Source organism: Chitinophaga sp. XS-30, assembly GCF_008086345.1.
In the GTDB taxonomy this organism is placed as follows: Bacteria; Bacteroidota; Bacteroidia; order Chitinophagales; family Chitinophagaceae; genus Chitinophaga.
This window is the reverse complement of the sequence record NZ_CP043006.1, coordinates 980130-996687: the sequence shown is the minus strand read 5'-3', so window position 1 is coordinate 996687 and position 16558 is coordinate 980130. Positions and strand designations below refer to the sequence as shown.

The following is a 16558-nucleotide window of genomic DNA, read 5'->3' as shown; positions in this document are numbered from 1 at the left end:
TCATGCCTAAAAAGATCAAGAACCTCGAGATGCTGGATGAAGAGATCGCCCGTCTCAAACATAAAACCCGGCGGCTGGAGAACGAGCTGGGGGCCAGGGTGGATCATCTGAAAGGCAACTATAAGACCATGGCCATGAACACTGTGGTGCCCGGTATCGCCAACAGCGGTATTATGGGTATTGTAGGCAGTGTGGCTAAAGTGGCCTGGAAAAGCAGCCAGGCCAAATCTGTATTGTCCACGGCATTGATGACCGCGCTGGAATTTATAGGCGTACGCCTGGGGATCAAGCTGGTGGATAATTTCCAACGGAAACGCCGCCGCAGGAAAGCGGCCGCAAAAGCGGCCTCCGGCGAAACTTCCCGGTCTGACGACTAGCCCCAGACCTTAGCGCCTTCGCTGCAATTAGCGCAAATATCGATGTGTTTTCTGCCCTTTAGTATCTGCGTGCGGAACCTGACGTAGTTCTCGTTATGCCAGAGCGTTCTGAAGGAACTGCTCTTGAGATCTCCCAGCCGGTGCTGCGCATCCTTATCGAAACAGCAGGGCACCACCAGCCCGTCCCAGGTAATTACCGGGGAATGCCAGAGACGCCAGCAATGGTTATCCAGCTTGTGTTTGATGGCATAGGTGCCATCGTCGTTCCGGTGATAACGGGAGTATTTATCGATCGTCGGGATCAGTTTGTTGCCTTCTTCATAATCATATACCTGCGCCGTTTTGAACCGCACTTCATCCACGCCGATCTCCTTCGCCAGTTTTTTGATATCCTCTATCTGATGTTCATTGGGTTTTACCACCAGGAACTGGAAGAATACGAACGGCTTTTTGGAATTCAGTTCCTTTTTCCATTTCACGATATTCTTTGCGCCTTCGATCACCTTGGAGAGATTGCCGCCGATGCGGTATTGTGTGTAAACATCCTGCGTAGTGCCGTCGATAGAGATGATCAGCCGGTCCAGCCCGCTTTCCACAGTCTTTCGTGCATTCATATCCGTTAGATAGTGCGCGTTGGTGGAGGTGGCCGTGTAGATGCCTTTTTCCGAAGCGTATTTTACCATGTCCAGGAAAGCGGTATTAAGGTAAGGCTCCCCCTGGAAATAAAAGATCAGGTATAACAGGTCGCGGTGCAGTTCATCGATGGTTTGCCGGAAAAAATCGTTCTGCAGCATACCCGTTGGCCGGGTGAATGCGCGGAGGCCGCTCGGGCATTCCGGGCAGCGGAGGTTGCAGGAAGTGGTGGGCTCAAAGGAGATGGAAATGGGAAAGCCCCATTGCACGGGTTTGTTCCGCCATTTGCTCCAGTAATAGCTTCCCAGTACCTTTCCGGCATTCCAGCCACGGCGGAATGTGAATTTTGACAGGAAATTGAGTGCGTCGTTCAGGTTCGGTTTCGGCATAATTCGGGCCTCTTTAGAAGTATAAATTTAGCACAACTATCCCGGCTTTCATGCAGGGGACAAAAAATAGCCCTATACTTGTTGCGTATTTTCAAGGACAACAGTACTCACCGTGGCAAAAACCAGACGCATACGCAAGCGCCCGTTCATCTATTTAATACTGGCGATCATTCTTCCCGGAATGGCCGTCATTGGCTGGCTGTGGCTGCGTGAGAAGCAGCAGCTGGAGTTTGTGCGGTATGAGGAATTCGGTATTGATATGCCCGTTAGCTATGCGATGCATGGCATTGATATTTCCAAATTTCAGGGAAAGGTGAACTGGATGGCCGTGCGGCAGATGCAGGTGGATGATATTCGTATATCCTTTGCCTTTATCAAAGCCACCGAAGGGATCACCCGGCAGGACGCTGCTTTTGCACGGAACTGGGAGAAAGCCGGAGAGGCGGGGATCATTCGCGGAGCATACCATTTTTTCTATTCCACCCGCGATCCCCTCAAACAGGCAGCGAATTTCCGTAACGTGGTTTCGCTCCGGTCCGGGGACCTCCCGCCGGTGCTGGATGTCGAAGTGCATAACAATCAGCCTGCCGCTGTTATCCGCAGTACCGCCCGCATCTGGCTGGAAGAAATGGAGAAGGCATACGGTGTAAAACCCATCATCTATACCAATATCCATTTTTATGAAACCTATCTCGGAAAAGAGTTTGATGAATACCCGCTATGGGTAGCCCATTATTATCAGAAAGACCGGCCGCGCAGCCCCCGGAAGTGGTTGTTCTGGCAGCATAGCGACATCGGGCGGGTGAATGGTATCCGTACAACGGTGGACTTTAACGTTTTCCAGGGAGACAGCGCTGCGCTGCGGGAGTTGTGCATCCCATAGTTCGCCGTATGCGCGACAAACAGTTTGCCGTGCGGGGCAAAATCCGGACCTTTAAAGCATTAATCATTACAATATGGAGGAGCCAAATGAGAACTTTGACTGGAAGCTGCTGCAGTTTTTTGTGAAGATCATCCGGACGGTGTTCATTTTCCTTTTCTGGATGATGATCAATATTTTTTTCGGTTTGTATCTCGGGTTTGCTGTGCCGGAAGAATCCACGCCCGCCCGGCTGACGGGATTCTATACCTGGTTTGGGCTGAGCCTTGCTGCCTATATCTATCTCGTCTGGCGCTTATGGCGGAAAAAAATGCCGCCTCCGGACGCCTGATGAACGTCCGCGGTACTCCTATTTATTTGTGGCGGCGCCCAGCACCTGTGTCCAGTAGTTGCCCGCTCTGGCAACGCCCATTTCCCGGAATTGCGCCCCCATCAGGTTTTTACAATGGTCAGGACTGCCCAGCCAGCCATTGATGACCGCCAGTTCGGTTTTTGGTCCCGATGCAATATTCTCCCCCATCCAGGCATAATTATAGCCCGCCGCCTGCACCCGCATTTTGGGGGTAGTGCCATTGGGGCTGGTATGGGAAAAGTATTTGCGCTCCTGCATGTCTTTGCTATGATTGGCCGCCGCCAGCTCCAGCAATACGTTCCAGGTGAGCGGTTGTACCGGAGGCATCACCGTACCGCCGCAGTTGCAGCCGCTCGCGCGCACTTCATTGACGAGATGCAGCAGGGTATCTTTGTTGACATTATTGGTGATCACCACCACGGTGCCAGGGTCTTCCGTATCCGGTTCCTGCGGCACAACGGGCGCTTCCTTTGTACAGGCAACGGCCAGCACAGCTATTAAAAGAATAAAGGGTACAAAACGTTTTATCGAATACATGAAAATCCCAGTTAATTAAAAAAATCGGTACTGGGTTCTTGATAGGAGGAGGTTAAAGCACGTTGGCTTTTTCAGAGGAAAGGGTTAAAACGTATAAACAAGGCTCCAAAGATAGCGGGAACCTGGAAATAATCCAGTGAAGCCTTGCAAAAAAGATGTTAATGAAAATAACAGATTATAAATCAGGATGATGTGAGCCTGAAAAGCTGTTATGTTTTTAATGGGTAGCCGTCTTTGGACTGGCCAGTTCCTGTGTCCAGAAGTAGCCTATCCTGGCGATCCCCGTTTCCGAAAAGCTGGCATTCATCATTACGCGGCAATGCACAGGGCTTTTGCTCCAGCCGTCAACCACAGAATATTCCGTCAGAATACCCAGCGCAATGTTTTCGCCCCAGGATTGCCAGGGATAACCCATCGTGGAGATGCGGTAACCGGCATTTCTACCCTCTTTGTCATTGTGGGCAAAATAATCTTTGGCCTCCATGTCCTTACTGTGAAGATAAGCCGCTCTTTCCAGCGATTTGTTCCAGCGGAGCGCCGGTGCCGGGCCCATAACGGTATCGCCGCAGTCGCAACCCCTGGCGCGAATGTCGTTGATCAGTTTAAGCAACAACACCTGGTCAACAGGGTTGTTCATGACGAAAGCAGTGTCCGCAACCGGCGGCGGGGGCGGTGCAATAATGTTTTCCAGCGGTTCTTTGTTGCAAGCAACAGTCAGCAGCAGCCATACGGATGCAGTCGCGGCCATAGCGGCGCGCGCAAATGTAAATCTCATATCAGATTTTTTTTAGGTCCTTAAATCATGCTGGCTTTTGCGAAAGGAAGAGGTTATCATATTTCACCGGCGGAGTATAGCGCGATGAAACTAAAGTTGGCAAATGAAATGTATCATATACGCCGGCAAAATTACGGTCGACTTTTGTTAACCCGCACCTTCAGCATGTAAAATTCCTGTTAAGGCATTGATCGTTAATTAATAGTGAATAACTGCCGCGTCTGTTGGCGGTCCGTACTGTTGTGTTCCTTGTGGCATAGGGTACTCCGGGCTTTCATACCAATATTCCTTCCATAGCGCACCAAATATATAAAACAATAATAAAATATAAAAATTTATATATCAATATGAGGCGGAACAACAGGGGTTTTCCGGTGGACAGGTTGTATTTTTAAGGCGACGATATAATCGGGTAACTTATCCATTTCGCTGTTATAACTGTATCAAAATGCCAAACCATTCCCTCACAGCGCTGCGGTTCCGGCGCATCATCTGCCATGATCCCGGTAAACCCGCCAGTGCGCAACAAAACACCCGCATAGTCGTCTTCTTCACAGCGGACCTGCTTTCCCCTGATGACCATCAGGCAATGGAAATATGTATCTATTCAGCGCACAGGTATTAAGGGGTACAGCATGAAATGTTTGCAAAATCTGTTCAGGAGGAGCGGCGTCAAAAGGGTCAGGCATTCCGGCATTGATTACGGGAGATATTTTGAAAGGGCCAGGGGAGAAGATTCCCATCTGGAATGCCGTTTTCTGGGTAAACTGGTGTTGCCGAGCGGCTTTGTGGTAGCCTGCGACCCGCTCCTGGGGCTGCAAGACACCTTGCCGTTCACCAGGCGCATGGCGCCGGGGGAATATCCGGTTTCCGTGGTGCTGGCAGGCCACCGGAACAACCGGCGCAATGCATTGATCAAAATGATGTTCTCCGACAAACGGGCCATTCATTGGGAACTGGCTATGGTGCCCGGGCTGAGCGGGACCTCCCGGGAAGGGGGCGCGCAGTTTTATGGGTTTACGGCGGAGGCGGGCATCGGCTGCCTTTGTGATGCGTATTCGCAGAAACACTACAATCGCTATCTGGACAGTTTCTTCCGCGATCATCCGGAGGGTGATATTTACGATTCGCTCTTTGCCGAAGCATTTAACCGGCGAAATCATACGGACAGGGAGGGAAGCTGTTTTAATTTCTATCTTCCATCCCGTCCGCGCCTCAACGTGATCATGTTCAATACCGGCTATGGGGATGGCATTTATCCTGCATACTGGGGCATTTCAAAAGAAGGCGAGGTATGCAGCCTGGTCATTGATTTTCTGGTGCTATAAATACTAATTATATGTTAATCAGCGAGAAAGGATTGTTCTGCTTGACATTGTTGTTGTTAATAACGCCGGTTTTGCACGCGCAAAAGCACTGTTTTCAGAAGGGGATATCATTTTTCAAAGCAATATTTCCCCCGGGAAATGACCAAACCGAACCTGGTTTTTATTGTTATGCTTTATATGAAACGAATCTTTTGGCTATCCATGTTGGCCGGGGTGTTCTCCTCGTGCCAGAACAATCCTAAAACCGCCGCCACGCAGGATACGATCAATACCGTTACCGCATCGCCGGACGGGTATTACGAGACCAGCCTCCCTGCCGCGTCCTCCCCCGGGCGGATGATCGCGCTCACATTAAGGCCAACCGGCGATGCCGTAATGCTGACAGACTATCTGAACCAGGCCCCGGAAATAGTGCAGATCGGTAACTGGAAGATGTCTGACGATACGGTGTTGCTGTCTATGGTAACGGTGGGCAGCGGAGACCCGGTAAAGGATTCCCTGCGTTTCCGGCTGTCGGACAGCAGCCTCATTTACGAGGGGCAGGCTTATGGGGAACAGGGCCTGAAGCTCACGCGCAGGGAAAAACCGGCGCCGGCGGAAAAAACGCTGCTGATCTGGGTGAAAAGTGAAGCTGAATGCGATCGTGGCCCGGGCTTCGGCAAAACAAAATGTTATGAAGTGCAATACGGCAATAAACGCGGGGATACCTGGGAAAAGCTCTCTGAGCCGATCGACGGTTTTTCGTTCGAACAAGGGTTTATCTACCAGCTGGAAGTCCGCCGCATTCCCCGCGACGGCCGGATACAGGATATCGGCGCTTATGAATACCGCCTTGCGAGGGTGTTGATCAAAGAGAAAGCATAACAGCAGGGAGAAAACTCATTGTCTTTTTCCTGATAAAGCGCTAACTTGCCCCCTGAAATTTCTAAAATTGTATATCATGTTGACTGTATTACTCAACTCTTTTTATGAGATCGGCAATAAGATCGGTCATTTCGGTGCGTGGTTCTTCATCATCCTGTTTGGCCTGATGTTCCTCTATGCCATGGTAAAATATGTAAAGCGCTAGAAGATCAACTTTTTATTTATATGCAAGCTATCTGCTCTCCGGCAGGTAGCTTTTTTATTGCCCGGCAATGATCAGAAGGCTTCTGCCAGCGAAAGATAAAACCCGCCCTGGCGCTTCTCTCCCGGCCGCTTTTCACCCCAACCGTAATCCAGCCGCACGGTGAGACGAGAAACCTTGTCATAGAAATAACGGATGCCCAGGCCATAGTTGGGTTTCAGCCGCGAAAAGGAAAAGTCACGGTTCCCTGTAACGCTACCGGCCCCTGCAAAGCCCGCAAGTGCAAAAGTGGGTTGCAGATCGAGGAACCACAGCTTGATGCGGATCTTCGGATCTATCAGGTAACGGTATTCCGCCTGTGCCGCCAGGTAATTCTGTCCGCGGTATCGGCCGGTATAGTAGCCGCGCATAATATTATCGTTCCCAAGTTCCGGCAGCAGGTAAAAAGGCAGCGTTTCCCCCTGCAACGAATGCCCGTAGGCGTTCAGGCCCAGCGTGCTTTTGGGGGAGAGGGGGAAGAAATGATTGGCCTTCGCTTCCAGGCGCCAGAGCGGGTGTTTGCTCAGAAAAGCCGGTGCGTATGCCACATTGAAGCGGAAAAAGGAACCGTGGGTAGTATAGTTCTGGTTATCCCGGTTGTCAAAGACGCCCGTGACACCGATGAAGGTAACATGCCCTCCCTCCTTGTCCTGCAGGCTTGCCATCGGATAAGCGCCTTTTTCATCATCGGCTGTGAACCTGTCATGCTGGTATTGCAGGGAAAGGCCCGCGTAGAAGTGACTGGTGACGCGCTTTTCAGCTTCCAGCAGGAGCTTGTAGCGTTTGTTCCCCACAAGTGAGCGGTTGTCGTACTGTGTACTGTCTCCCAGTCCGAAGAAATAGAAAGGGAAATTATGGTAGCGGAAATTGGTTTTGAAATGATAGTCGTTGCCCCTCGTCCAGTTCTCGGAGCGGGCGTCGAACTTGAACTGGTTGCGGGTGGTGAAAGTAGCGAGCACACTGGCGGTGGAGTTCCGGGTCAGCGGGGAAGGGTCTTTTTTATCTGCGTAATAGGAATACAGCGCGGCGACGCCGAACTCAAACCCCTTCTCCGGGGAATACCCGACGACCGGCAGGGGGAACAAGCTGCTTTTGCGCAGCCGGATGGTGTCCTGTGCTTTCACGGAACCGGCCAGTATCAATAAGGAGACTGCTGTTATGGTTTTACGCATAGGCCGCAAGATGCAAAAAAAACCGGAAGTACGATCATGGACGGCCGTCATGGCATGGCAGATGCCTGCCTTATAATCGGGAAATATTCCTGAAAGATCACTACATTTAACGCGTCCTGACGGGCCAACCACAACATTTGTACCTGTTCGCGCACAAAGTTTTATTTCCCGATATCAACCAGAACGAAGCTGACCATATGTACACAGCGCTAAGCGACAGCGAGCTCTTCCTGCGGGTGAAACAGGATGATCACCGTGCTTTCAACGAAATACATCGCCGTTATTGGGAGAAACTGATGGCGATATCCCTGCAGCGTGTAAAGGATGCCGATACGGCAAAGGACATCATGCAGGAAGTCTTCATCAGCCTCTGGAACAACCGGCATAAAACCGACATCGAAAAGCTGGAGAATTACCTGGCTACCGCCGTCAAATATCTATCCCTCGCATATCTCCGCTCCGGAAAAAAAATGCGGCTGATAGATGAAGCGCTTCCGGAGACATTGCCGGATGACGTTTCCGTTGACCAGCTGCTGTACACCAAAGATCTGCTGGCTATCATCCTGGAAGAAACCAATACCCTGCCGCCGGTCCGGCAGCTGGTATTCCGTTACAGCCGGCTGGAAGGGTACACCATCCGGGAGATCGCCTATAAACTCGACCTATCCCCCTTTACCGTGAAAAGCCACCTCACCAAAGCCCTCTCTCATTTTCGCAAGGTGCTTAAAGTCATCACCATACTATTTAAGATATAAAATATGTTTAGGGAGGCTCATACTCCCCCGCTTCTTTTTATACTACTAATTGTAGGCACATTATGAATTTACCAGAAGATATCAACCAGGCAATCGAACATTATAACGCCGGCGTGGCCACTGCTGCAGAAAGAAAGCTGCTGCAGGAATTTTATGCTTCTTTTGAAACGGAAAGCACGGAAGTGGATGCGGACACACTGGCGGGCCGCGCACAGCTGGAAGCGCAATCGCTTGCCTATATACACATGCGTATCCGCAAAGCCCGCACCTTTTCCATTTACAAAAAACTGGCTGTTGCTGCGGCAGTGCTTGCCATCGCTGCTATCGCCTATTTCTGGTTCAGACCGTCACCGCCGGCCCTGCAGCTGGCTGACCATGCACCCGGCACCCTCAAAGCCACGCTCACCCTCGCCAATGGCGCACAGATCGCACTGGATGATGCCGCCAATGGGCACCTGGCGGAACAGAACGGAGTGAAGATCATGAAAGTGGACAGTGGTCGCCTTGCCTATGCACAGCCATCCGCAAATTCAGGCATGCTCGCCTACAATATATTGTCCACCCCACGAGGCGGGCAGTATCAGGTAGATTTACCGGACGGTACCCGCGCATGGCTCAATGCCGCCAGCTCCATCCGTTATCCGGTGGCGTTCAGCGGTGAGGAAAGAAGAGTGGAGATCACCGGGGAAGTATATTTCGAAGTGGCCGGGAATGCCGGCCAACCTTTCGTTGTAAAAGCCCGTGAGGCCATGGTAGAGGTACTGGGTACCCGCTTCAACGTCATGGCATATAAAGAAGAGCCGGCCATACAGACCACATTGCTGGAAGGCGCTGTGCGTATCGGGCAAACCGTGCTGAAACCCGGGCAACAGGGAGCGCTTGGCGTAACGGGGGTTTGGGCGGTGAGAGAAGTGGACACCCGGCAGGCAACCGCATGGCTGCACGGGCAATTATCCATGAAATATCTGGATGTTGCTGCGTTCATGCGCCAGGTATCCCGCTGGTACGATGTGGATGTGGTTTTTGAAGGAAATATTCCTGAAATGAGCTTCAGTGGCTCCATCAGCCGGAGTGTACACCTGTCGCTCGTCATAAAGGCATTGAATGACAACGGGCTGCCTGTAGAATGGACCAACGGCAAACTGATCGTAAAGGGGACTATACCATAATCAATAAAGCATATGTAACAAGTAAAATATCAGGGCCGGCCCAAAAAAAACGGATCCCGACTGGAACTCGGAATCCGGATATCGTTGGGCTACCCTGCAAAAAGTGTTCGCTAACAGCAATTTTTCAGCTAAAACCCAACATTACAAAAGTATGAAACTAACTGCTTTCTGCAAGGCATGGGATGGCCTGTGCATGTACCTGCCGGGTAAAGGTCTTTTCCGGTCCAAATGGTGGTTGACAATGAAACTCACAGCATTTATCCTGATGGTGGCCAGCCTGCATGTGACGGCCGGCGCCTATTCGCAAAAGGTCACGATTTCCGCATCCGCTTTATCACTGGAGAAAGTGCTGGATCAGATACAGGAACAGACCGGCTACTCTTTTTTCTGGTCCGACCAGCTGATCGCTCAGGCGCCGGTTGTAACGGTACACCTGAAAGACGCCTCGCTGATGCAGGCACTGGACCTTTGTCTGAAAGGGTTGCCATTCATCTACGAAATAAAAGAGCCGGAAAAATTCGTGTACATCCGGCCGGGGAAAGTGATGCTCCCGGTCCTTACTGCTCCGCATATGGATACAACGCGCATCGTTACCGGCAAGGTGACGGATGAACGCGGACAGCCGCTACCGGGCGCCAGCATCAGGGTTAAAGGGACCAATAACGCCGTGAGCAGCGATGGTAAAGGGAACTTCCGGCTGAAAAATGTCAGGGAGCAGGCAGTGCTGATCGTAAGTTTTATCGGATACAAGGAGAAGGAGCTGACGCTGACAAATAAGAACGACATCATGGTGGCCTTGCCGCAAAGTTCTTCGGAACTTGACCAGGTGCAGGTGATCGGCTTCGGCAATACCACCACATCCAAGCGGTTCAATACCGGCAACGTAACGACCATCACGGCGGAAGAGATCCGCAAGAACCCTGTGAACAACGTATTCGAAGCCATTCAGGGTAAAGTGCCGGGCCTGTTCATTCAGCAGGTGACCGGTCAGCCGGGCGGCGCCTTCAGGCTGCGGTTAAGAAGCGCGGCCAATCTGGCCACCGGCGCACCGCCGCCGCTGGTGGTTGTGGACGGCGTAATGTATCCCGGCGCCACATTGCCGCTATCTGCCAATACCAGTTATGGTACGGCATCCTTCCTTCAGGGCGGCAACGGCCTGAATTATCTTAATCCAAATGACATCGAAAGCATCAGCGTGCTGAAAGACGCGGACGCTACCGCATTGTACGGCACCTCGGGCGCATACGGGGTGATCCTCGTGACCACAAAAAAAGCAAAACTGGGAACATCGCCCACTTTCAATGCAAATGTATATACCGGCGTATCTGTATTAGGGAAAACACCGCCGATCATGAATACGGAGCAATATCTCATGTTGCGGCGCGAGGGACTGAAGAACGATGGCAGAACACCCTCAGCGATGGATAAGGACATCAACGGTACCTGGCCAGAAGACCGTTACAATGATTACCGGAAAGACCTGCTGGGCAGCTACGCGCAAACCACCAACGCTTCCATTTCCTACAGTGGCGGATCGCAAAACACCAGCTACCTTGTTGGCGGCAGCTTCCGGAATAACGGGAACATCCAGCGCCACCGGGGCTCTCATACAGATGGTTCAATACGGCTGTCGCTGAACAGCACGACGAATGACAACAAATTCAGCATCATGCTGGCGGCAACATATCTGTCATCCGGCAACGATATGGTGCCGATGGACTTTTCTTCTTCCATTTCGCTGGCAGCGCCCAACGGCCCTCCATTATTCCTCCCGGATGGCAACATCAGCTGGGAAGAAGGCACCAATGACCTGGCGGGCGATATCAGCAAGATATACAAGAATGTCACCAACAACCTGTTGGGGAATGGCTCCCTCGTGTACCGGCCTTTCAACGGGCTGACACTGCATGCGGATATCAGCTATAACGAGATCTCCAGCCGCGAGTTCATGGCATACCCCACTACGGCCAAACCGCCCACCTATGCCAATGCCGCCGCTGAAACGCACAGCTTGTCCAACGTATACAACGTACGCACGATCAGCTTTTCGCCTTATGCCGAATTTTCTACCCGGGTCTTCAGCAAAGGTGACCTGAATATCAGGACCGGCGGCCGGCTGGATAACAAGCTGTCCTTCTCCAACGAGATCCATGGCGAAGGTTTTGCGTCTGATGCGCTGCTGAGCAATCCTTCTGTCGGCACGAGGGTAACGACCTCCTTTAATGAAACCCCTTACCGCTCCGTAGGCGCTTATGCTGTGTTGAAATTCATCTGGGATGAAAAGTACATCGTCAACCTGAACGGGCGGCGGGATGGCTCTACCAAATTCGGGCCGGGCAGAAAGTTCGGCAACTTTGGTTCAGTGGCGCTCTCCTGGCTTTTCAGCGAAGAAAAATTCTTTCAGGGCCTGGCGCCGTTTATCAGCTTCGGGAAACTCAGGGGAAGCACGGGGCTTATCGGTGGTGATGCTGTGGGCGACTTTGCTTATCTCAGCACATACAGCGCAGCGTCCGGAACATACCTGGGCAAAACCGGCCTCAGTCCCAACAGGCTGGCCAACCCGCTGCTGAGTTGGGAAAAGAACAGGAAATCCGAAATAGGGCTGGAGCTGGGATTTTTTGATGACCGCATATATGCGGAGGTGAGCGCATACCGGAACATCTCATCCAACCAGCTGATCAATCAGCCCCTGAACAGCGTAACGGGCATGAGCTCCATGGCCGTGAACTCGGACGCTACCATCCGTACCAGCGGCTGGGAGGCCAGCCTGAATTCCCTGAACATCAAACACCGGAACTTCCGCTGGTCTACCCGTTTCAATATTTCCATTCCAAAAAGCAGGCTCGTCAAGCTGCCTGTGAATACCACACTGAACGCGAATTATGTATTGGACAAACCGGTAACCGGCGTCGTGCTGTATAATTATGCCGGCATCAATCCGGAGACCGGCTATTACAGTTTTATAACCCTGGATGGTACCAAAGGAGACTATACGAGCGGATTGAAAAATGAGGACAAAACCGTTTTCCTCGACCTTGCTCCTGCATATTACGGTGGTTTCCAGAACTCGTTCACCTATAAGAGATGGTCGCTGGACGTTTCTTTCGCGTACACAAAGCGGCTGGGAAAGAATATGCTGGCGCAGACAGGTTTCCCGCTGGGTTACATGGGCCTTAACGGCGGTACGTTCTGGCTGGACCGATGGCAGCAGCCGGGGGATGTTACGGACGTACCGAAAATCAGCGCGGACTTCAGCAACTGGTCGAGGCACTTCTACTACCAGGCCAGCAGCGGGGCTTACAGCGACGCCTCGTATGCAAGGCTGCAGAACCTGAGCCTGCGGTATAACGTGAAAGCCGCCCTGCTGCAAAGAATGCGGATAAAAGACCTGTCCGTGTACCTGCAAGGGCAAAACCTGCTGACCATATCCGGTTATGACGGCCTCGATCCTGAAAATCTGGATGCGGGAACTATCCCGCCCATGCGTGTATTCACCGCGGGCATCAATCTTACTTTATAAAAGCGTAACAACATGAGAACGATCATAACAAGCACTATCATAGCCGCTGCTTTATTCGCTTTCACCGGCTGCGAAAAATACCTGGACAATACCAAACTGCCGGCAGGCACCATCGCCGGTACCGATGCCTATGTATCCGACAATTCCGTATCCGCCATAGTTACCGGCAACTTCCTGAGCCTAACGGGGTCCGGTGTTTTTTCCGGCGCCACGGGCTCCAATATCCCTTATCTTACGGGATTGTACACAGACGAGCTGATGCCCATCGCCACGAGCAATACCACCAGCCTCGCCTTTTATGCCAATAGCATCACATCTGCCAATACCAGCCACTGGAGCAATATCTATGCGAAGATCTTTGCGGTGAACGCCACCATAGAGGGTATCAGGAGTACATCGGCAGTGCTGTACAACAAAAACCAGTGGCTGGGAGAAAGCCTTTTCCTCAGGGCATTCCTGTATTTCTACCTGGTGAATTTGTATGGAGATGCGCCATTGGTATTGACGACGGACTACCGTACAAATGGCAGTATGCCCAGAACACCGGTCAACCTGGTCTATGCGCAGATCGTGCAGGACCTGAAGGATGCGGAGGCGATGTTAAGCACCGGGTATCGCGACGGGTACGGGACCGCCACTACGCACAGGGTGAGGCCCAACAAAGGCGCGGCTACCGCTTTCCTGGCCAAAGTATATCTGTATATGAAGGAATGGGAAAATGCAGAGATCGCGGCCACTGCTGTATTGACAGATCCGGCCTACAAATTGTCCCCCTTAAGCGAGGTGTTCCTGGCGAATAATGGCATCAATAAGGAAACGATCTGGGCCATAGCCAACAAGAATGATGAAAAGGCCTTTGAATACGGGTTTTATAATAACGCAATGCCGCCCGTTATAACCAACGCTCCTTCGTCTTACCTTGTGCTGGTTGCCTTTAACAATACCATGCTGGACGCGTTTGAAACGAACGATGGCCGCTTTTCCACCTGGGTGCGGTCTACCGAATATACGGGCGTAACGCCAGCGGTTACCTACCACTTCCCCAATAAGTTCAGATCGAATGCTGCAGGCGCCGAACGCGCTATTTTTCTGCGTAAGGCCGAACTGTTCCTGATCAGGGCCGAAGCCCGTGCGCAGCAGAGCAACATAGGCGGCGCACAGGCCGATCTTGATTCCGTAAGAATCCGCGCAGGCCTGCTCCCCACAACAGCCGCCACACAACCCGGGTTGCTGACGGCCATTCTTAAAGAAAGAAAAGTGGAACTGTTCACCGAATTCGCCAACCGTTTCTTCGACCTCAAAAGGTCGGGGACCATCGATGCGGTAATGGCTGCAGCCGCGCCGTTGAAAGACGCCACCTGGAATTCTGATAAGCAGCTTTTCCCGATCCCGGAAAACGATCTGCTGCTTAATCCATCGCTTACACCTAACCCCGGTTATTGATATAACACAGGAAATCGGCCGGGAGCCTGACTTCCCGGCTGATTCCGCATGTATAAACCTTTATGATGAGATACTTTCTGATAGCATGGCTGGCGTTTGCGCCCGCGCTGTCTTTTGCACAGCAGATAACCGTATTGTTGCCGGAATTGAAGCATACGGAAAAAGCGTATTTAATATCGTCCTGGGGCTGGACCGATCAGAAGATCATCGACTCTGCCGCACAGCAAAATGGCGCCTTTGTTTTCCATCATCAGGTGGAGGAGCCATCGAAGGTGCATATCGTGATCGGCCACGCCGGCCATGATGCAGATGCCAGGCTGATATGGCTGGATAACGGGCAAATGTTGATAAAAGGACGGGATTCCGTTAAAAATGCCGTGGTCTCCGGCTCTCCGCTCAATGCCGAATATGCCCGATATTATGCCGGCGTACTGGCGCCTTCGGAGGAGGCCGGCCTGCAAATGGATGCGGTTTTCAGGGCGGCATCACCGGAGCGGCAGACGCTGGGCTTGATGGACAGTCTTACCACGCTGCTGAAACGAACCTGGGCGGAGCGGGACAGCCTGAAATATATTTACATTCAACATCACCCGGCGTCTTATTTAAGCCTGGAGGCATTATCAGAGCTGGCCGGAAAAGACCCGGATGTGATGAAGATAAGACCGGTTTTCGAGGGCTTGTCTCCCGCACTGAAAGACAGCCGGAAAGGGAAGGCGCTGGCTGCTGCGTTGTATGAGCAGGGCCTGACGGCCGTGGGTGCAATAGCGCCGGATTTCACACAGCAGGATGTGAAGGGCCGGCCGGTGACGCTTTCCGGGTTTCGTGGAAAATATGTGCTGCTGGATTTCTGGGCAAGCTGGTGCGGACCATGTCGTGCGGAAAACCCGAATGTGGTGGAAGCCTATCACAAATACCGGAACAGCAACTTCGAGATAGTGGGCATTTCGCTGGACGACAACAGGGAAAAATGGCTGAAGGCGATCGGGGACGACAAGTTGAACTGGGTAAACCTGGGCGATCTGAAAGGATGGAAAAATGCGGTGGCCCTGCAATACCACATCAGGGCCGTTCCGGCAAACCTGCTGATTGGGCCGGATGGAGTGATCATCGCAAAGAACCTGCGGGGGGATGCGTTGGAGCAGAAACTGAATGAGATATTCGGGAGGGAGTAACTGTGGTCGCCGGAAGGAGGCCTGTTCGTAAAAAGGGTGAATCAACAGTAATTTTCTGTTTTTGCAACCGGCCGGCAGCACCTGGCCGGTTATTTTACCTATAACCCGCCCAATTACCTGAAATACAGCACAGTAAAGACTTTTAGACAATTATCGTACTTAATACACAAATGCTGATATTCAACCAGTTCGAAATATATTTTTTTGTGTTTTAAGAACATGAAATCTGACAATCAGCAGATTATGCAAAAATTTCCACCACCGTGCCTTTTTCCCGCAATTCGGAGAATTTCTCCCGGTTGAAGCTATATAGTTGAGCGGGACGGCCTTGCAACGGATGCTTCAACTTTTCCTGTTCAGCGCTCAGCAAGCCAAGATTATGGATCTTTTTCTGGAAGTTGCGGCGGTCAACCGGGCGGTCATATAACCACTCATAGAGCTTTTCCAGTTCGGAAACCGGGAATTTGGCATCAAGCAGTTCAAATGCCAGCGGTTCGTGGCGCATACGCATGCGCAGGTATTCCAGGGCGGATGAGATCACTTCCGTATGATCAAATGCCATCTGGGGCAGTTCCCGAACGGGAAACCATTTTGCTTCCTTGTTGCCTGCGCCGGGGATGAGGCGGGAGGCGGCGGGTTTTATCAGGGCGATGTGCGCGACACTAAGCACCCGTCCCCGCGGGTCCCGGTCCGGCGCGCCGAAAGTGCGGAACTGTTCAAGATAATCTGCGCGGAGGCCGGTCTCATCGCGGATCTCGCGATGTGCGGCATCTTCCAGCGATTCGTCATTACCAACGAACCCTCCGGGAAGGCCCCATTTGAAAATGTGCGGGGGAATGCTGCGTTTGCTGAGCAGCACCATAAAACCGTCTTTCGAGGTAAAGCGAAGTGCTACTGCTTCGGCTGTTACCCTGATGTGTTGGTGTACAGGCAAGGGATATTATTTATCAG

At 52.0% G+C, this 16558-nt stretch carries 17 protein-coding genes; 12 read left to right on the top strand and 5 right to left on the bottom strand.

Annotated elements, in window-relative coordinates:
- Positions 1 to 2 precede the first annotated feature (2 nt).
- On the top strand, positions 3 to 377 hold the full coding sequence (locus FW415_RS04185) for a hypothetical protein (protein ID WP_148383037.1): 375 nt from the start codon (positions 3 to 5) through the stop codon (positions 375 to 377).
- On the opposite strand, the gene FW415_RS04180 is transcribed toward FW415_RS04185, so the two are convergent.
- The gene (locus FW415_RS04180) at positions 374 to 1399 is read right to left on the bottom strand and encodes an SPASM domain-containing protein (protein WP_148383036.1); all 1026 of its coding nucleotides are present in this window, start codon (positions 1397 to 1399) and stop codon (positions 374 to 376) included. The genes FW415_RS04185 and FW415_RS04180 overlap by 4 nt on opposite strands.
- Positions 1400 to 1511: 112 nt before the next feature.
- Between FW415_RS04180 and FW415_RS04175 the strand changes: the two genes are divergently transcribed.
- Together FW415_RS04175 and FW415_RS04170 are read left to right on the top strand one after the other, a co-directional pair.
- Positions 1512 to 2282 (top strand): glycoside hydrolase family 25 protein, encoded by a 771-nt coding sequence (locus tag FW415_RS04175; RefSeq protein ID WP_246858907.1) that lies wholly within the window; start codon positions 1512 to 1514, stop codon positions 2280 to 2282.
- Positions 2283 to 2355: 73 nt separating this feature from the next.
- Complete coding sequence (locus tag FW415_RS04170) at positions 2356 to 2610, top strand: hypothetical protein (protein WP_148383035.1); 255 nt, start codon at positions 2356 to 2358, stop codon at positions 2608 to 2610.
- Positions 2611 to 2628: 18 nt separating this feature from the next.
- On the opposite strand, the gene FW415_RS04165 is transcribed toward FW415_RS04170, so the two are convergent.
- Complete coding sequence (locus FW415_RS04165) at positions 2629 to 3168, bottom strand: CAP domain-containing protein (protein ID WP_148383034.1); 540 nt, start codon at positions 3166 to 3168, stop codon at positions 2629 to 2631.
- A 217-nt stretch (positions 3169 to 3385) separates the two neighbouring features.
- A complete protein-coding gene (locus FW415_RS04160; protein ID WP_148383033.1) occupies positions 3386 to 3943 on the bottom strand; it encodes a CAP domain-containing protein in 558 nt (185 codons plus the stop codon).
- A gap of 448 nt (positions 3944 to 4391) precedes the next feature.
- Between FW415_RS04160 and FW415_RS24885 the strand changes: the two genes are divergently transcribed.
- From FW415_RS24885 to FW415_RS25510, 4 genes are all read left to right on the top strand, one after another.
- The gene (locus FW415_RS24885; protein ID WP_168208660.1) at positions 4392 to 4568 is read left to right on the top strand and encodes a hypothetical protein; all 177 of its coding nucleotides are present in this window, start codon (positions 4392 to 4394) and stop codon (positions 4566 to 4568) included.
- 10 nt (positions 4569 to 4578) lie between these two features.
- Positions 4579 to 5271 (top strand): DUF4241 domain-containing protein, encoded by a 693-nt coding sequence (locus FW415_RS04155; RefSeq protein WP_168208659.1) that lies wholly within the window; start codon positions 4579 to 4581, stop codon positions 5269 to 5271.
- Positions 5272 to 5448: 177 nt separating this feature from the next.
- Positions 5449 to 6135 carry a DUF4377 domain-containing protein gene (locus FW415_RS04150; protein WP_148383031.1) on the top strand — a complete coding sequence of 229 codons (687 nt, stop codon included), beginning with the start codon at positions 5449 to 5451 and terminating at the stop codon, positions 6133 to 6135.
- 76 nt (positions 6136 to 6211) lie between these two features.
- Positions 6212 to 6340: a hypothetical protein gene (locus tag FW415_RS25510; protein WP_256378905.1), complete on the top strand. Its 129-nt coding sequence runs from the start codon at positions 6212 to 6214 to the stop codon at positions 6338 to 6340.
- Positions 6341 to 6411: 71 nt separating this feature from the next.
- Here FW415_RS25510 and FW415_RS04145 read toward each other — a convergent pair whose 3' ends face one another.
- Positions 6412 to 7548 (bottom strand): polymerase, encoded by a 1137-nt coding sequence (locus tag FW415_RS04145; protein WP_148383030.1) that lies wholly within the window; start codon positions 7546 to 7548, stop codon positions 6412 to 6414.
- Positions 7549 to 7745: 197 nt separating this feature from the next.
- On the opposite strand from FW415_RS04145, the gene FW415_RS04140 reads away from it, so the two are divergent.
- The 5 genes from FW415_RS04140 to FW415_RS04120 all read left to right on the top strand — a co-directional run bounded on the left by FW415_RS04140 (position 7746) and on the right by FW415_RS04120 (position 15607).
- Complete coding sequence (locus FW415_RS04140; protein WP_148383029.1) at positions 7746 to 8303, top strand: RNA polymerase sigma factor; 558 nt, start codon at positions 7746 to 7748, stop codon at positions 8301 to 8303.
- A 62-nt stretch (positions 8304 to 8365) separates the two neighbouring features.
- Positions 8366 to 9472, top strand: a complete 1107-nt coding sequence (locus tag FW415_RS04135) for a FecR family protein (RefSeq protein ID WP_148383028.1) — start codon at positions 8366 to 8368, stop codon at positions 9470 to 9472.
- A gap of 151 nt (positions 9473 to 9623) precedes the next feature.
- Positions 9624 to 12992 carry a SusC/RagA family TonB-linked outer membrane protein gene (locus FW415_RS04130; RefSeq protein ID WP_148383027.1) on the top strand — a complete coding sequence of 1123 codons (3369 nt, stop codon included), beginning with the start codon at positions 9624 to 9626 and terminating at the stop codon, positions 12990 to 12992.
- 12 nt (positions 12993 to 13004) lie between these two features.
- Positions 13005 to 14435 carry a RagB/SusD family nutrient uptake outer membrane protein gene (locus tag FW415_RS04125; protein ID WP_148383026.1) on the top strand — a complete coding sequence of 477 codons (1431 nt, stop codon included), beginning with the start codon at positions 13005 to 13007 and terminating at the stop codon, positions 14433 to 14435.
- A gap of 62 nt (positions 14436 to 14497) precedes the next feature.
- Positions 14498 to 15607 (top strand): TlpA disulfide reductase family protein, encoded by a 1110-nt coding sequence (locus tag FW415_RS04120; RefSeq protein ID WP_148383025.1) that lies wholly within the window; start codon positions 14498 to 14500, stop codon positions 15605 to 15607.
- Between the two features lie 241 nt (positions 15608 to 15848).
- Here FW415_RS04120 and FW415_RS04115 read toward each other — a convergent pair whose 3' ends face one another.
- Entirely contained in the window at positions 15849 to 16541 is a 693-nt protein-coding gene (locus tag FW415_RS04115; protein ID WP_148383024.1) for an NUDIX domain-containing protein, read from the bottom strand.
- Positions 16542 to 16558: the final 17 nt, after the last annotated feature.

Excerpts from the sequence above, each read along its gene's own strand:
- FW415_RS04130 (WP_148383027.1), top strand. The coding sequence starts at position 9,624 with ATGAAACTAACTGCTTTCTGCAAGGCATGGGATGGCCTGTGCATGTAC.
- FW415_RS04150 (WP_148383031.1), top strand. The coding sequence starts at position 5,449 with ATGAAACGAATCTTTTGGCTATCCATGTTGGCCGGGGTGTTCTCCTCG.
- FW415_RS25510 (WP_256378905.1), top strand. The coding sequence starts at position 6,212 with ATGTTGACTGTATTACTCAACTCTTTTTATGAGATCGGCAATAAGATC.
- FW415_RS04155 (WP_168208659.1), top strand. The coding sequence starts at position 4,579 with ATGAAATGTTTGCAAAATCTGTTCAGGAGGAGCGGCGTCAAAAGGGTC.
- FW415_RS04165 (WP_148383034.1), bottom strand. The coding sequence starts at position 3,168 with ATGTATTCGATAAAACGTTTTGTACCCTTTATTCTTTTAATAGCTGTG.
- FW415_RS04185 (WP_148383037.1), top strand. The coding sequence starts at position 3 with ATGCCTAAAAAGATCAAGAACCTCGAGATGCTGGATGAAGAGATCGCC.
- FW415_RS04145 (WP_148383030.1), bottom strand. The coding sequence starts at position 7,548 with ATGCGTAAAACCATAACAGCAGTCTCCTTATTGATACTGGCCGGTTCC.
- FW415_RS04125 (WP_148383026.1), top strand. The coding sequence starts at position 13,005 with ATGAGAACGATCATAACAAGCACTATCATAGCCGCTGCTTTATTCGCT.
- FW415_RS04170 (WP_148383035.1), top strand. The coding sequence starts at position 2,356 with ATGGAGGAGCCAAATGAGAACTTTGACTGGAAGCTGCTGCAGTTTTTT.
- FW415_RS04135 (WP_148383028.1), top strand. The coding sequence starts at position 8,366 with ATGAATTTACCAGAAGATATCAACCAGGCAATCGAACATTATAACGCC.
- FW415_RS04140 (WP_148383029.1), top strand. The coding sequence starts at position 7,746 with ATGTACACAGCGCTAAGCGACAGCGAGCTCTTCCTGCGGGTGAAACAG.
- FW415_RS04120 (WP_148383025.1), top strand. The coding sequence starts at position 14,498 with ATGATGAGATACTTTCTGATAGCATGGCTGGCGTTTGCGCCCGCGCTG.
- FW415_RS24885 (WP_168208660.1), top strand. The coding sequence starts at position 4,392 with ATGCCAAACCATTCCCTCACAGCGCTGCGGTTCCGGCGCATCATCTGC.
- FW415_RS04180 (WP_148383036.1), bottom strand. The coding sequence starts at position 1,399 with ATGCCGAAACCGAACCTGAACGACGCACTCAATTTCCTGTCAAAATTC.
- FW415_RS04160 (WP_148383033.1), bottom strand. The coding sequence starts at position 3,943 with ATGAGATTTACATTTGCGCGCGCCGCTATGGCCGCGACTGCATCCGTA.